Raw genomic sequence first — 13,590 nt, forward strand, 5'->3', positions numbered from 1 at the left:
AGGCGCGAAGCGCCTCGGGGAATCAGGTCAGATCGGGCCGTATCGCGCTCCGGGGTTACGACGCTGATGACGCGAGCACCTTACTGGCCCTCTTCTCGGCCATCTTGGCTTCCCGCTCGAGTCGCTTGTGCTTGGCGGCTTCGAACTTCTCGCACGCCTCTTCGAGCTCGGTCACCAGCACACCGAGGTCGTCACGCATGCGGGCGGCCTCGCCGGTGAAGTCCTCCCGCTCGAAGATGCGCCACTTCTTGAGCACCGGGCGCACCACGTCGTCGAGGTGGATTCGCGGATCGTAAACGCCGCCGACGGCGATGATGACAGCCTTCCGGCGGAACTCCGGCACCGTGTATCCAGGCATCTTGAAGTTGCGCAACACCCGGTGCAGGGAGTGCATCGCCTGGTCGGGAGCGATGTCGAAGCCGGCCTCGGATACGTCGCGATAGAAGATCATGTGCAGGTTCTCGTCGGCGGAGACGCGCTGCAGCAGCTGATCGGCGACCGGCTCGTCACACGCCCGGCCGGTGTTGCGGTGCGAGACACGGGTCGCGAGTTCCTGGAAGGTCACGTAGATGACCGAGTCGAACAGGCTCTCGGCGAACAGATCGCCCTGCTGGTTCTGACCGGGGGAGAAGCCACGGGTCATCTGTTCGACCCGCAGCTCTTCGAGCTGCACCGGGTCGACCGACCGCGTCACGACGAGGTAGTCGCGCAGCGCGATACCGTGCCGGTTCTCCTCGGCAGTCCAGCGATTGACCCACTGGCCCCAGGCGCCGTCCATGCTCATGTTCATCGCGATCTCGCGGTGATAGGAGGGGAGGTTGTCCTCGGTCAGCAGGTTCTGCACCATCGCGGTCTGGGCGACCTCGGAGAGCTTGGACTGCTCGGGATCCCAGTCCTGGCCGCCGAGGGCGTAGTAGTTCTTGCCGTCCGACCACGGGATGTAGTCGTGCGGGTTCCAGTCCTTGCGCATGGTCAGGTGCCGGTTGAGCAGCTTTTCGACGACCGGCTCCAGCTCGTGAAGCAGGTGCAGGTCAGTCAGGTTTTCGTGCATTGCCCCTCCAGTTATCTGTACCTGTTGGTTGCACTCAATATATCTGTGTCCCCCGGTGACATCAAGTTTGGCCGGGGCATGTCGCGCAAGTCACGGCGGTCCGGGCATACCCGGTTCGGCCGCTCAGTAATTCGTCACCCGGCCGAGCAGCATGCCGACGCAGTAGTCGATGAACTGCTCGCGACTGGCGCTGAGCCGCCCTTCGAGGTAGGCCGTGAACAGTGCGGTGAGCGAGCCGATCAGTCCGGTCGCCACCATGGCCTGGACCGCGGGGTCGGTGATGCGGGTCAGCTTGTGCTGGACCAGGTCGATGAAATCGGGCATCCATTCGGCGCCGGACCGGGTGAGCACGGGTTCGGACGCCGGCGCCAGCAGCAGGACACGGCCCCGGGCGGGGTCGTCGACCATCAGCGCCACGAAGCCCTCGACGGCGTCTCGTGGGGTCTGAGCGTGGAGCAGCGCCGACATCGCGCGGCGGCAGACGTCGTCGTAGACGGCCCGGACGAACTCGTCGCGGTCGCCGAAGCTCTCGTAGAAATAGCGCTCGGTCAGACCCGCCTCCCGGCACACCGCCCGTACGGTGAGCGCGGGGCCGCCCGCGCTTCCCAGCAGTTTGACCCCGGCGGCGATCAGTTCGTCGCGGCGAAGCGCCTGGCGATCGCGCAGGGGCACCCCCGTCCAGCGCCCACGTCGTTGACCGGAGGACACGTGGCTCCTAAGCTGTTGTGACAACGCGCGTAGTCAGAAGCGTTGCCCATGCGGACGGACGATCATCAGTGAGTCAAGATACTTCTGCGGTATGCCCGGTGACCAGCGAATCGACCCCGGTCGCCAGCGGGTGCCCGGTGAGTCCGGCCGGCTACGACGCACCTCCGGTGCCGCTCGGACCCGAATCGCTGACCTGGCAGCTCTTCGGCGACTGGCGTGGGCTGCTGCAGGGGCCGTGGGCGGGCTCGATGCAGAACATGCATCCGCAGTTGGGGGCCGCCGTGGAGCAGCACTCGATCTTCTTCATCGAGCGCATCCCGCGCCTGCTGCGCTCGCTGTACCCGATCGGCGGTGTGGTCTTCGACGGTGAGCGCGCTACCCGGACCGGGGCCGAGGTGCGCGACTACCACATCGGCATCAAAGGCGTCGACGATCAGGGGCGCCGGTACAGCGCACTCAATCCGGATGTCTTCTACTGGGCGCACGCCACGTTCTTCATGGGCACGATCCTGACGGCCGAACATTTCGGCGGCGGCTTGACCGAGGCGCAGAAGCGTCAGCTCTTCGACGAACACGTCACCTGGTACCGGATGTATGGCATGAGCATGCGTCCGGTGCCGCCGAGCTGGGAGGCGTTCTGCGAGTACTGGGACCACATGTGCCGCAACGTGCTCGAGAACAACTGGGCGGCGCGCCAGGTGCTGGATCTGTCCACCATGCCCAAACACCCGTCTCTGCGATGGCTTCCGGATCCGGTGTGGCGGTTCCAGCTCGGCATCGTCGGCCCGTTCGCGGTGTGGGTGACCGTCGGCTTGTATCACCCCGCGGTGCGCGAGTTGATGGGCTATCGATGGACCCGCCGGGACGAGCGGCTGCACCGAATGTTCGGGCGCCTGGTGAATGTCGCCTTCACGGCGCTTCCGCGCCGACGGCGCTATCACCCGCGGGCGCGCGCCGGCTGGGACCGCGCGACCGGGCGCATCGGCGCCGACGCGCCGCTCGTGCAAACGCCGGCTCGTAACCTCCCCCCGCTGGAGCACCGCGGAAAGCCGATCCACTACTGCCCCGAGGTCTGATTCACCGGGTCGCCCTGTGTTGCCGCCGCGGGGCCCGCGCGGTGCTGAGCAATTGCTCGGCGGCCTGCGCTACGCCGCGTCACCGCCGCCTCGAAGCAGCAGGCGCAACTCGGGTGGCGCGCAGCAGCTTGTCGTTGTCCGCGGAGCGAAGAACTGTTTCCAATCGCACTCTGGGTTGCGCGTCACGCACCAGCGCGGTGTGCGACGGCGGATCCGTGGTCGCACTCGGTGCCCGGTTCCACCCGGAGTTTGCTGGCGCGTTGGAATTAGCCACAGAAGCGGCTTTCATGGAGCTGTCTGCGCCGCGGTCAGTCCGTAGATGAGCCATTCCCAAACCAATTCTCGAAACTGAGGCAGGCCTGAGAGAAGACTGAACCCTCGGGGAGGCAAGAGTGATAACAGCCGGCACCGCAGTGCTCTCTCGCACAAGATTATGCATTCTGCGTGGGGTTTTATGTAGCGCGATCAGCTGTGCGCTTGCTGTGAACAGATGGCGCCCTTCTCAGGGAAACCGTTCGCATTGCAACTAAAATGTAGTTGAAAACAAAAGTAACCCGGAACGTGGCCCTCAGCGGGTTGTTAGGCGGTGCTACGTTGCTGCTGCTCATCCACCAGCTCATTCCGTAAGGGGTTTGAACTACATGACCATCTCCGCAACTGAGGCGCCCAGGCGCTCTCGCCCGGCCGTCGCGACCGCCGCCGTCATCGGTGGCGCCGCCATCGCCCTCGGCGCTCCCGTCGCCACCCTCATGGCCGCTCCGGCCGCTCAGGCCGCGCCGGTCTTCGCGCCCGCGCCGCAGCAGCTCGGTGAGTTCGGACAGTTCTTCGGCGATGCATTCGGCGTGCCGATCACCGATTTCAACCCGCTCGTGCTCGCCGATCCGTGGCTCGACATCGCCGCCAGCATCCCGGTCCTCAACATCTTCATCGGCAACGGCGCCGACGGCACCATCACCAACCCGAACGGCGGCAATGCCGGTCTGCTGTTCGGCAACGGCGGCAACGGTTACCGCGGATACATCGACCCGATCACCAACCAGACCGTCAACGGTGGCAGCGGTGGTAACGGTGGCCTGATCTTCGGTAACGGCGGCAATGGTGGCAACGGCGCCGGGGGCAGCGGCGCAAACGGTGGCAACGGCGGCAACGGCGCGCTCCTGTTCGGTAACGGCGGCTGGGGTGGCCGCGGCGGCTCCGGCCGTCCGGGTACGCCGGGCGTGAACCCGACGGCGACCAGCCCCACCGTGTTCAACGGCGTGAACGGCACCCCGAATTCGTCGGAGCCCGGCGGCAACGGCGGCATCAACGGCGGAAACGGCGGTAACGGCGGCTCCGGCCTCGTCGATGGCGTTACCGCGGTGCCCGGTGGTGCCGGTGGCGACGCGCTCGGCGGCGGCGGCCAGGGTGGCACCGGCGGTGCGGGCGCTCCGGGCGTCGGTGGTGCGGCCGGCAACGGTGGTAACGGTGCGGATTCTTCTGCGACCGGTGGCAAGGGTGGTACCGGCGGCGCCGGCGGCCGTGGCGGCAACGGCGGCTACCTCATCGGTGTCGCCGGTTCCGGCGGTCGTGGCGGCAATGGCGGCCCCGGCGGTGCGGGTGCCAACGGTGGCAACGGTGGCAACGGTGGTGTCGGTGGTGTCGGTGTGGACGTGGACGGTGGCGCCGGTGGGGTCGGCGGTAACGGTGGTAACGGCGCGGCCGGTGGCGCCGGTGGCACCGGCGGCCGTGGCGGCGAAGCAGGCCAGGCCGGTTTCATCCCGTTCCTGACCACCCCCGGTGTTGGTGGTAATGGTGGCAACGGCGGCAAGGGCGGAGTCGGCGGCAACGGCGGCAACGTCGGGGTCGGCGGTGCCGGTGGGGCCAGTGTCAACGGAGGCGCCGGGGCGACCGGACTCGACGGAGAAACTGCGGGCGAGGGTGGCGCCGGTGGCGCCGGCGGCGCTGGCGGCACCGCTGGCACGGGTGGCACGGACGGTGTGTCGGGTGCGCCCGGTGCGAGCGGCAAGGCCGGCACCGGACGCCCCGATCCCGCCCCGGCTCCTGGCCCCGTCGCCCGGAGCTGACAAGCCAGGACCGCGTGAAAGTTCTGAATGACACTGAATGACAACAGTCGTGATCAGCCCCCGGAGGGCTTTCCCCCTTCGCTCCCGGGGCTGAGCACACCTGACGACGAACGCCGGGTCCACACACCGTGGACCCGGTGTTTCGTTCGCCAGGAGGTTTGCGATCTGCCGGTGCGGGCTAGCGTGAAGAGATGAAGCCGCCGGAGGTCCTGGGCGGCCGGTACGAACTTCGGGGCGTCCTCGGCCGCGGTGGTATGGCCGAAGTCCGTGATGGGTGGGACCGGCGGCTGGGCCGTCCGGTGGCGGTCAAGCTGCTGCACCCCGCGATCGGGGCGCAGCCCGACCAGCGTGACCGGTTCGAGTGCGAGGCCCGGGCGGCCGCAGCGCTCAACCACCCCAACCTGGTCGCCGTACACGACAGTGGCGAACACGACGGCATTCCCTACATCGTCATGGAGCGGCTGCCGGGGCGGACCCTCGGCGACGCGATCGCCCAAGGTCCGCTGCCGTGGTTCCAGGTGCGGCTCATCCTCGACGGCGTGCTCTCGGCGCTGGCCACCGCCCACGCGACCGGCATTCTGCACCGGGACATCAAGCCGGCGAACATCCTGTTCACCGAACTCGGCGATACCAAGGTCGCGGACTTCGGCATCGCCAAGAGCGGGGAAGCGGTGCAGACGATGGCCGGCCGGGTTTTCGGCACGATGGCCTACCTGACGCCCGAACGCATCGCCGGCCATCCGGCCACCGTGTCCGACGATCTCTATGCCGTCGGGGTGGTGGGCTATGAGGCCCTCACCGGGCGCCGCGTCTTCGCTCAGGAGAACCTGGTGGAACTCGCGCGCGCGGTCGCCGAACAGCCGGTGGCACCGCTGCAGCAGGTGTGTCCCGGCGTCGACCCCGCCCTCGCGATGACGATCGAACGGGCCATGGCACGCGATCCGCACTGGCGCTTCACCAGCGCGCAGCAGATGCGCGAGTCGCTGGCCGGCCGCCCACCCGTCGGTCCAGCTGCTCCAGTGCCGGCCACCCGGCCGCCCACTCTGGTTCTCGCCCAACCGCTTCCGCCGCCGACGTTCGTGCCGGCTCCAATGGGCCCACCCACACGCCGGCGCCGGTACGGCGGATTGCTTACTGCTGCTGCGGCGATGCTCGCCGTGGTGCTCGGGCTGATCGTGATGGTCGCCGAAAGCAGTTCGCAGCCGTCGAATCCACGACCGGTCGGCACCAGCGCCCCGGTGCCCACGACAACCGTCCCGCCGGCGGCCTCGGCACCCGCCCCGCCCCCGCCATCGGTCGTCACGACACCGCCGGTCATCGTCGCTCCGGAACCCGGCCCGGGTCCCGGTCCCGGTCCCGGACCGAAGCCGGGGCGGGGGAACGGCAAGGGCCCCAAAGGTGAGGGCGACTAGACCGTCGACTCGACGCCGGCGGCGGCCCGCTGGTGCCGGCGCTGACGCTCGACTGCGGCCAGATAGAAGGCCCACGCCGATGCCGAACTGCCGAACAGGATGAAACCGATGAACAGCCAGGCGTGGTTGATGCCACGCCGGCGGCCGTCGACGACCGACCACACCGGGAAGATCAGCAGGCTCATGATCGTGTAGTCCTGGCTCGCCGAACTCGCTGCGGGGTTGTCGTAACCGAGCAGGATGAACTCGGTCCAACTGCCCGGCCCCCAGATGAAGTTGTGCAGGCCGCCCGGGGGCGCGTACTCGGCCACGAACTGGTTGTTGAAGTAGTAGCCCAACACGATCGACGCGACGCCGACCACGTAATAGAACGCCTCGAGCGCGGACAATGGCGCGCCGGCGGGAACGCGCGAGTAGATACGCGGATTCGTCTTCACGATGACCGCGATGACGACGAAGCCGAGAATGCCGTGAACAAGGAGCGACACCATGACGGGAGTCTCGCCAGAACCACAAGTTTTGTCAATATTGTCAAAACTCGTGTCGAGTTCGGAGTGCGGTAACTTGCAGCCATGGCCCGGCCGGCGCAGACCGCTCGCAGCGAGCGCACCCGTGCGGCTCTGCGCCAGGCCGCCCTCGTGCGGTTCCTCGCCCAGGGGGTGGAGGACACGTCGGCCGAGCAGATCGCGGCCGACGCCGGCGTCTCGCTGCGAACCTTCTATCGCCACTTCGCCTCCAAACACGACCTGCTGTTCGCCGATTACGACGAAGGCCTGCACTGGTTCCGGGCCGCGCTGGCCGCCCGCTCGCCCGACGAGTCGGTGATCGACGCGGTCTACTCGGCCATCATGTCCAGCCCCTACGACGAGGCCGCGCTGCCCAAGATCGCCATGCTGCGTGCCCAGGAACTCGACCCCGGGCGCGTCGTGCGGCATCTGCGTCAGGTCGAGGCCGACTTCGCCGAGGCGGTCCAGGACCACCTCATGCGCGGCGACGTCCCGGCGCCCGGCACCGATGCCCGAATGCGCATCACGGTGGCCGCCCGGTGCATCGCGGCCGCGGTCTTCGGGGCCATGGAGGGCTGGATGCTGGGCCCACAGCGGTCACTTCCGGAATTGGAACGCCGCACCCGGGAGGCTCTCGAACTGGTGGCGAAGGGGATCGGCGACCACCCCTGAGGGCAAAGTTTTGTCAATATTGACAAAACTTGCCGACCCGGGGAAGCTCGGCGCATGGCGGACTATGACGCGATCGTCGTCGGTGCGGGCCACAACGGCCTGACCGCGGCGACGCTGCTGCAGCGGGCGGGGCTGCGCACCCTGTGCCTGGATTCCAAGCTCTACGCGGGTGGCATGGCCTCCACGGTCGAACTCTTCGACGGCTACCGGTTCGAGATCGCCGGCTCGGTGCAGATCCCGACCTCGGCGGTGGTGAGTCGCGAGCTCGGCCTCGACGACCTCCCGACTGTCGAGCTGGAGGTCATGTCGGTCTCGCTGCGCGGTGTCGGTGATCCGCCGGTGGTGTACTACACCGATCCGATGAGACTGCTCGCCCACCTCAACGAGGTCCACGGCGCCGAAGCGGTCAACGGCATGGCGGGTCTGATGGCGTGGTGTCAGGCGCCGACGCGCGCACTCGGCCGATTCGAGGCCGGGACGCCGCCCAAAACGCTCGACGAGATGTACTCCTGTGCGACAAGCGAATTCGAACGGGCGTCGATCACCGACCTGCTGTTCGGCTCGGTGACCGACGTGCTCGACCGCTACCTGCCCGACCGGGAGAAGCACGGCGCTCTGCGGGGCATGCTCGCCCTGTTGGCGGTGAACACCACCTACCGCGGACCGGAGACACCCGGCACCGCCGCGGCGTTGGCGTACGGATTCGCCGTTCCCGACGAGAACGCGCTGCTGGTCAAGAAACTGCGCGGCGGCATCGGGGCGCTGACGTCACATCTGCAGAACGAATTCCGCTCGGGGGGAGGCGAACTGCGGTTGCGTAGCCGCGTCGTGGAGGTGCTCACCGCCGACGGCCGGGTGACCGGGGTTCGCCTCGAGGACGGATCGAGCATCACCGCACCGGTGGTGGTGTCCGGTGTCGCACCGGACACCACGGTCAACGCGATGATCGACCCGGCCGCGGTTCCTGCCGACGTGCGGGACCGCTTCTCGCGCATCGATCATCGCGGCAGCTATCTGCAGATGCATTTCGCGCTCGACGGCATTCCGGAGTTCGCCGCACCCTACGAGCTGCTCAACGACCCGGCCATGCAGTCCAACATCGGCATCTTCAGCACGCCGGAGGAATTGCAGCGCCAGTGGGAGGACTGCCGTCGCGGGATCGTTCCCGCCGATCCGGCGATCGCCCTGCAGATCCCGTCGGTGAACGACCCGGGATTGGCGCCGCCCGGTAAGCACGCCGCATCGGCGTTCTCGCTGTGGTTCCCCATCCCCGAGGCGGGCAACCCGTCGAGCTACGGGGAGATGAAGGCGGAGATGGGCCGGCGGGTGATCGAGAAGATCAGCCGGTTGGCGCCCGGGTTCGAGGACCTGATCAGCCTGCACACCACCTTCACGCCCAAGCACATGGGAACCATGTTCGGCGCACCCGGCGGGGACTACTGCCACGGTCTGATCCACCCAGAGCAGATCGGCCCCAACCGGCCCGGTCCCAGAGGCTATGCCGATCAGCCGCTTCCCATCGACGGCCTGTACCTGGCCAGTGCCGGCTGTCACGGCGGCCCGGGCATCACCTTCGTCCCCGGCTACAACGCGGCCAAACAGGTCCTCGCCGACCTCGGTTGACCCCGCGCCGGGTCTATGCGGCCGACGTGGCAGCGACCTCCCGGCCGCGCCGCGCGTAGCCGGGGCAGTGGAAACCACACACCGCGCACAGCGCGCCATACCGCCGCGCCCCGACGTGTGCCGTACGTGAACATCCGCACTCACACACCGTTTGAGCAACCCTGCCCGGCCGCGTCCTTGAGCCCATGACTCGACTATGCGCACGGAACCTTTGAAAATGCACTCATTTTTCTGAGAGATCAGCAACGAATCTGTGATGTGCGCCGCAACTCCCCATCCACGGGCGAGTTGCGGACGCGGCAGACGCCGAAAGAGACCTGAGTGCCCCCAGTAGGGCTCGAACCTACGACCTGCGGATTAAAAGTCCGTAGCTCTACCAACTGAGCTATAGGGGCGACGCTGCACCACAATACTGGGTGCCAACCCGACCCTCGTTTGAGGATTCGGGTATCGGTGTCCTAAGCTATCGAAGCTCCCAACGCTTGCGTTGCGAGTACCCCGGAGAGATTCGGCTGGCCCCCTTCGTCTAGCGGCCTAGGACGCCGCCCTTTCAAGGCGGTAGCGCGGGTTCGAATCCCGTAGGGGGTACGCGCGACTCTCACCGGGGGGAGTGCACGAGTAAGGCCCTGTGGCGCAGTTGGTTAGCGCGCCGCCCTGTCACGGCGGAGGTCGCGGGTTCGAGTCCCGTCAGGGTCGCCAGTTTGGCGAGGCAGTCGATCTTCACGGATCGGTGCCTTCCGGCCAGGTAGCTCAGTTGGTACGAGCGTCCGCCTGAAAAGCGGAAGGTCGCCGGTTCGATCCCGGCCCTGGCCACCATGTATCCCATGACGACCGAGCAGCCCGCCGTCGACGACAGGAACACCTTCCGGCAGCGGCTGCTTCGTGCGCTCGAGGAGTCGATCGCCGAGGACGGCTATCAGAAGACGACGGTGGCCGATATCGTCCGGCGGGCCCGGACCTCCCGGCGCACCTTCTACGAACATTTCGACAGTCGGGACGCGTGCTTCATCGCGTTGCTCGGTGAGGCGTATGCCGATCAGGTGCGACAGATCTCGGCGGCCGTCGACCCCGAGTCGCCATGGCGGGTGCAGGTTCGACAGGCCGTGGAGGCGTGGATCTCCTCGGCCCAGGCGCGTTCGGCGCTGATGCTCAGTTCGATCCGCGACCTGCCCGCACTCGGTGCCACCGCCCGGGGTCTGCAGCGTGAGGTGATCGACAACTTCGTCACCATGGTGCAGGCGCTCGGGGACACCGGCGAATTCCACTCCGCCGGAATCGGTCCGGTATCGCGGCTGCGGGCGGTGATGCTGCTCGGCGGCCTGCGCGAACTGACCGCTGTCACCGCCGAGACCGGCGGCGCCTTGAGCGACATCACCGACGAGGCGGTCGCCGCCTCGATCGCGCTGCTGCGCCCCGAGGGCGCCGTCACCGTCCAGGGCTAGCTAGACGCCGACCGCCCGTTCCAGATCCTTCAGCGAGTCCTCCAGGTGGCCCAGCAGCCGCTGCATGTGCGGGACGCTGCCACGGGCGGCGACCAGCCCGAAATCCAGGCTGTCGGCGTTGTTGGCCAGCGTGATGTTCACCGCCTGACCGTCCAGCGCAATCGAGAACGGATAGTTGCCGGTGAGCCGGGCACCGTTCCAGTAGAGCGGCTGCTGATTGCCGGGAACGTTGGAGATCACGATGTTGAACGGCGGCGGCGTGGCCGAGACGAACCCCGGCAGTGCACCCAGGCCCAGCGGCGCGAGCATCGTGGCCGACAACGCCAGCGCCTGGGTGCGCGGCAGTTGGGAGAACACCTTCTTGTTGTTGCGCATCGAGGTGCTGATCGCATCCAGCCGCTTGGCCGGATCCACCAGATCGGTCGCCAGATTGCACAGCAGGACGCCGGTCATGTTGCCCCCGGTGTGGGCCTCGTCCTCGGTGCGCAGGCTCACCGGAACCATCGCGATGAGCGGCGCATCCGGCAGCGCCTCCTGCTCGATCAGATACGCGCGCAGGGCCCCGGCGCACATCGCGAGTACCGCATCGTTGACCGTCACCCCGGCCGCCGCCTTGACGTTGCGGATGCGCTCGAGCGGCCAGGACTGGGCGGCCACGCGCCGGGCCCCGCCGATCGGGACGTTGAACATCGTCTTCGGAGCACCGAAGGGCAGCTGCAGCTGCTGTTCCAGCAACGCCGCCCGGGCCAGCCCCAGCGTCGACGGTGCCAGACCCGCCACCGAGCCCGCCGTCCGGCCGACCTTCTGCAGCAATGACGCCTCGGGGGGTTTCGGGCGCGGCCGGTAGGGCAGGTCCCATGGCACCCGCCGCTCGGTGTCCGCCCGGTCGGTCGACAGCGCCCGCTGGGTCAGCTTGAGCGCGGACACCCCGTCGATCAGGGCGTGATGGAATTTGACGTACACCGCGAAGCGTCCGTCGCTGAGGCCCTCGATGAGGTGTGCCTCCCACAGCGGCCGGTGCCGGTCGAGCAGCGTGCCGTGCAACCGCGACGTCAACTCGAGCAGTTCGCGCACCCGCCCCGGCGCCGGCAGCGCAGAGCGGCGCAGGTGGTAGTCGAGATCGACCTCGTCGTCCACCGCCCACGTCAGGTTGGCGATACCGCCGAGCAGCTTGCCCGGGTGTTTGCGGAAGGTCGGCTGAAACTCGGTGTGCTCGACCATCTTCTGGTGCACATCGCGCAGGAACTCCGCGCCGGAGACGCCCTCGGGCGGCTCGAACAGCTGCAGGCCGCCCACGTGCATGGGGTGCTCGCGGGATTCCGCCAGCAAGAACATCGAGTCCGTCGGCGAGATCAGCTGCATGGCGGTCCCCTTCACGTTGTCGGCCTCCTTTGTATTACCCACTCGCGCGGTGGGCAACGTTTTGCCGGATCTGTGCGCGGGAACGCCGACGGGCATGTCGCTGTGCGTCGCCGTCACGGGTCCCACCGGAGAGATCGGCATCTCGGCGATCGAGGCGCTCGAAGATCATCCGGAGGTCGAGCAGATCACCGGAATGGCGCGGCGGCCGTTCGACCCGCAGGCGCGCGGCTGGACCAAGACGCGCTACCTGCAGGGCGACATCCTCGACCGTGCCGCGGTCGACGAACTCGTCGCCGACGCCGACGTGGTGGTGCACCTGGCGTTCATCATCATGGGCACTCGGCAGGAGAGCGCCCGGGTCAACCTGGCCGGAACCCGCAACGTATTCGAGGCGACGGTGGCCGCCGCGCGGCCGCGGCGGCTGGTGTACACGTCGTCGGTCGCCGCCTACGGCTATCACTCCGACAATCCCGTGCCGATCACCGAGGACGTCGCCACCCGCGGCTCGTCCGAGCACTACTACTCCGAGCAGAAGGCGGCCTGCGAGAGTGCCCTGACCGAGATCACCGACGGCTCGGACCTGGAGGTGTACGTGCTGCGGCCGTGCATCGTGGCCGGGCCCAAGGCGCCCGCCCTCGCCGATGCGATGCCGTGGAATCAGCTGCCGGGACCGGTCAGGCGGGTCACCCAGGCGCTCCCGCTGCTCAAACCGCCGTTCCCCGATCCGGGCACGGCGCTGCAGCTCGTGCACCACGACGATGTCGCCTCGGCCATCGCGCTGGCCGCAACGACCAGATCGGCGCCCCCGGGGGCCTACAACATCGCCGGTGACGGAGTGCTGTCGATGTCCGCAGTGGGGGAGGCGCTCGGAGCCCGGCCGGTTCCCGTGCCGCGGGCCGCGGCGGTCGTCACCTCCGAGGTCATCGCCCGGTTGCCGTTCGTCCCGTCGGCGTTGGAGTGGCTGCACGCCGGGCGCACCTCGGTGGTGATGGACACCGCCAAGGCCAGGAACCAGCTGGGGTGGACGCCGAGATACTCTGCGGCCGAGACCCTTTCGGCCCTCGCCAGTATTGTGCGCTGAAACCTACTGGGTCTGGTCGCCGGTGTCGGCCGGCCCACTGGGAGTGGCGCCACCCTCACCGGACCAGTCGGTGCGGTCGCCGGCGCCCTCGCCGGGATCGCTCTGCACGTCATCGCGGGCGTTGTCCGGACCCTTGTCGGATTCGGTGGTCTTCGGGCCGTCTGCATTCACGCAGGACGCAGTACCCTGGCCGGCGTTCGCGGAAACGGCACCGGCGCTAGTCCGCGCGACGGCGCAACTGCTGGGCCCAGTCGTGCGGAACCCGCCCACGCGGCCCGGGCACGGACTGATCGACCGGACGGCTCTGCGGCGCGGCCAGCTGCGGACCGTCGTAGTAGCTGTCGGTGTCGTAGTTCCAGAACCAGTCCTCGCCGGGCTCGAACGACCGGATCACCGGATGCCCGGTCTCGCGCCAGTGTGCGGACGCGTGCCGCGCCGGGGAATCGTCACAGCACCCGATGTGTCCACACGCCGCGCAGCGGCGCAGATGGATCCACCACCCGTCGGCCGCATCGCATTCCACACATCCGGTGCCGCTCGGGGGGACCGTCGGGTCGACCGCCTGGCTCATAGTTCCGTGAGCCTAGTCTCGGG

The 13,590-nt window shown here is 68.2% G+C and carries 13 protein-coding genes and 4 tRNA genes; 10 read left to right on the top strand and 7 right to left on the bottom strand.

Annotation, left to right across the window (positions count from 1 at the left end):
* Window positions 1–55: 55 nt before the first annotated feature.
* Both ACN27E_RS22060 and ACN27E_RS22065 read right to left on the bottom strand, forming a co-directional pair.
* Window positions 56–1,051, bottom strand: coding sequence for an acyl-ACP desaturase (locus ACN27E_RS22060; RefSeq protein WP_422744706.1), 996 nt, complete (start codon window positions 1,049–1,051; stop codon window positions 56–58).
* 123 nt (window positions 1,052–1,174) lie between these two features.
* The gene (locus ACN27E_RS22065) at window positions 1,175–1,759 is read right to left on the bottom strand and encodes a TetR/AcrR family transcriptional regulator (protein ID WP_422744708.1); all 585 of its coding nucleotides are present in this window, start codon (window positions 1,757–1,759) and stop codon (window positions 1,175–1,177) included.
* Between the two features lie 68 nt (window positions 1,760–1,827).
* On the opposite strand from ACN27E_RS22065, the gene ACN27E_RS22070 reads away from it, so the two are divergent.
* The 3 genes from ACN27E_RS22070 to ACN27E_RS22080 all read left to right on the top strand — a co-directional run bounded on the left by ACN27E_RS22070 (window position 1,828) and on the right by ACN27E_RS22080 (window position 6,310).
* On the top strand, window positions 1,828–2,835 hold the full coding sequence (locus ACN27E_RS22070) for an oxygenase MpaB family protein (protein ID WP_422744710.1): 1,008 nt from the start codon (window positions 1,828–1,830) through the stop codon (window positions 2,833–2,835).
* A gap of 641 nt (window positions 2,836–3,476) precedes the next feature.
* A complete protein-coding gene (locus tag ACN27E_RS22075; protein ID WP_422744711.1) occupies window positions 3,477–4,898 on the top strand; it encodes a PGRS repeat-containing protein in 1,422 nt (473 codons plus the stop codon).
* A 191-nt stretch (window positions 4,899–5,089) separates the two neighbouring features.
* Window positions 5,090–6,310 carry a serine/threonine-protein kinase gene (locus ACN27E_RS22080; protein ID WP_422744713.1) on the top strand — a complete coding sequence of 407 codons (1,221 nt, stop codon included), beginning with the start codon at window positions 5,090–5,092 and terminating at the stop codon, window positions 6,308–6,310.
* Here ACN27E_RS22080 and ACN27E_RS22085 read toward each other — a convergent pair.
* Complete coding sequence (locus ACN27E_RS22085) at window positions 6,307–6,801, bottom strand: DUF2834 domain-containing protein (RefSeq protein ID WP_422744715.1); 495 nt, start codon at window positions 6,799–6,801, stop codon at window positions 6,307–6,309. The genes ACN27E_RS22080 and ACN27E_RS22085 overlap by 4 nt on opposite strands.
* An 81-nt stretch (window positions 6,802–6,882) precedes the next feature.
* Here ACN27E_RS22085 and ACN27E_RS22090 point away from each other — a divergent pair, with 81 nt between their 5' ends.
* Window positions 6,883–7,488: a TetR/AcrR family transcriptional regulator gene (locus ACN27E_RS22090; protein ID WP_422744717.1), complete on the top strand. Its 606-nt coding sequence runs from the start codon at window positions 6,883–6,885 to the stop codon at window positions 7,486–7,488.
* Window positions 7,489–7,542: 54 nt separating this feature from the next.
* Window positions 7,543–9,111, top strand: a complete 1,569-nt coding sequence (locus ACN27E_RS22095) for a phytoene desaturase family protein (protein ID WP_422744718.1) — start codon at window positions 7,543–7,545, stop codon at window positions 9,109–9,111.
* Window positions 9,112–9,433: 322 nt separating this feature from the next.
* Here the strand turns inward: ACN27E_RS22095 and ACN27E_RS22100 are convergent.
* Window positions 9,434–9,506, bottom strand: a tRNA-Lys gene (locus ACN27E_RS22100).
* A gap of 120 nt (window positions 9,507–9,626) precedes the next feature.
* Here ACN27E_RS22100 and ACN27E_RS22105 point away from each other — a divergent pair.
* From ACN27E_RS22105 to ACN27E_RS22120, 4 genes are all read left to right on the top strand, one after another.
* Window positions 9,627–9,699, top strand: a tRNA-Glu gene (locus ACN27E_RS22105).
* A gap of 34 nt (window positions 9,700–9,733) precedes the next feature.
* A tRNA-Asp gene (locus ACN27E_RS22110) sits at window positions 9,734–9,810 on the top strand.
* Between the two features lie 40 nt (window positions 9,811–9,850).
* A tRNA-Phe gene (locus tag ACN27E_RS22115) sits at window positions 9,851–9,927 on the top strand.
* A gap of 8 nt (window positions 9,928–9,935) precedes the next feature.
* Entirely contained in the window at window positions 9,936–10,553 is a 618-nt protein-coding gene (locus ACN27E_RS22120; protein WP_422744720.1) for a TetR/AcrR family transcriptional regulator, read from the top strand.
* On the opposite strand, the gene ACN27E_RS22125 is transcribed toward ACN27E_RS22120, so the two are convergent.
* Window positions 10,554–11,915 (bottom strand): WS/DGAT/MGAT family O-acyltransferase, encoded by a 1,362-nt coding sequence (locus ACN27E_RS22125; protein ID WP_422750057.1) that lies wholly within the window; start codon window positions 11,913–11,915, stop codon window positions 10,554–10,556. It lies immediately after the preceding gene.
* 94 nt (window positions 11,916–12,009) lie between these two features.
* Here ACN27E_RS22125 and ACN27E_RS22130 point away from each other — a divergent pair, with 94 nt between their 5' ends.
* The gene (locus ACN27E_RS22130; protein WP_422750059.1) at window positions 12,010–12,996 is read left to right on the top strand and encodes an NAD-dependent epimerase/dehydratase family protein; all 987 of its coding nucleotides are present in this window, start codon (window positions 12,010–12,012) and stop codon (window positions 12,994–12,996) included.
* Window positions 12,997–12,999: 3 nt separating this feature from the next.
* On the opposite strand, the gene ACN27E_RS22135 is transcribed toward ACN27E_RS22130, so the two are convergent.
* Together ACN27E_RS22135 and ACN27E_RS22140 are read right to left on the bottom strand one after the other, a co-directional pair.
* Window positions 13,000–13,167, bottom strand: coding sequence for a hypothetical protein (locus ACN27E_RS22135; RefSeq protein ID WP_422744722.1), 168 nt, complete (start codon window positions 13,165–13,167; stop codon window positions 13,000–13,002).
* A gap of 46 nt (window positions 13,168–13,213) precedes the next feature.
* Window positions 13,214–13,567 carry a UBP-type zinc finger domain-containing protein gene (locus tag ACN27E_RS22140; RefSeq protein WP_422744723.1) on the bottom strand — a complete coding sequence of 118 codons (354 nt, stop codon included), beginning with the start codon at window positions 13,565–13,567 and terminating at the stop codon, window positions 13,214–13,216.
* Between the last annotated feature and the right edge of the window lie 23 nt (window positions 13,568–13,590).

It is taken from the genome of Mycobacterium sp. WMMD1722 (assembly GCF_049315205.1).
In the GTDB taxonomy this organism is placed as follows: Bacteria; Actinomycetota; Actinomycetes; order Mycobacteriales; family Mycobacteriaceae; genus Mycobacterium.

Excerpts from the sequence above, each read along its gene's own strand:
- ACN27E_RS22060 (WP_422744706.1), bottom strand. The coding sequence starts at position 1,051 with ATGCACGAAAACCTGACTGACCTGCACCTGCTTCACGAGCTGGAGCCG.
- ACN27E_RS22075 (WP_422744711.1), top strand. The coding sequence starts at position 3,477 with ATGACCATCTCCGCAACTGAGGCGCCCAGGCGCTCTCGCCCGGCCGTC.
- ACN27E_RS22080 (WP_422744713.1), top strand. The coding sequence starts at position 5,090 with ATGAAGCCGCCGGAGGTCCTGGGCGGCCGGTACGAACTTCGGGGCGTC.
- ACN27E_RS22085 (WP_422744715.1), bottom strand. The coding sequence starts at position 6,801 with ATGGTGTCGCTCCTTGTTCACGGCATTCTCGGCTTCGTCGTCATCGCG.
- ACN27E_RS22090 (WP_422744717.1), top strand. The coding sequence starts at position 6,883 with ATGGCCCGGCCGGCGCAGACCGCTCGCAGCGAGCGCACCCGTGCGGCT.
- ACN27E_RS22095 (WP_422744718.1), top strand. The coding sequence starts at position 7,543 with ATGGCGGACTATGACGCGATCGTCGTCGGTGCGGGCCACAACGGCCTG.
- ACN27E_RS22120 (WP_422744720.1), top strand. The coding sequence starts at position 9,936 with ATGACGACCGAGCAGCCCGCCGTCGACGACAGGAACACCTTCCGGCAG.
- ACN27E_RS22125 (WP_422750057.1), bottom strand. The coding sequence starts at position 11,915 with ATGCAGCTGATCTCGCCGACGGACTCGATGTTCTTGCTGGCGGAATCC.
- ACN27E_RS22130 (WP_422750059.1), top strand. The coding sequence starts at position 12,010 with ATGTCGCTGTGCGTCGCCGTCACGGGTCCCACCGGAGAGATCGGCATC.
- ACN27E_RS22140 (WP_422744723.1), bottom strand. The coding sequence starts at position 13,567 with ATGAGCCAGGCGGTCGACCCGACGGTCCCCCCGAGCGGCACCGGATGT.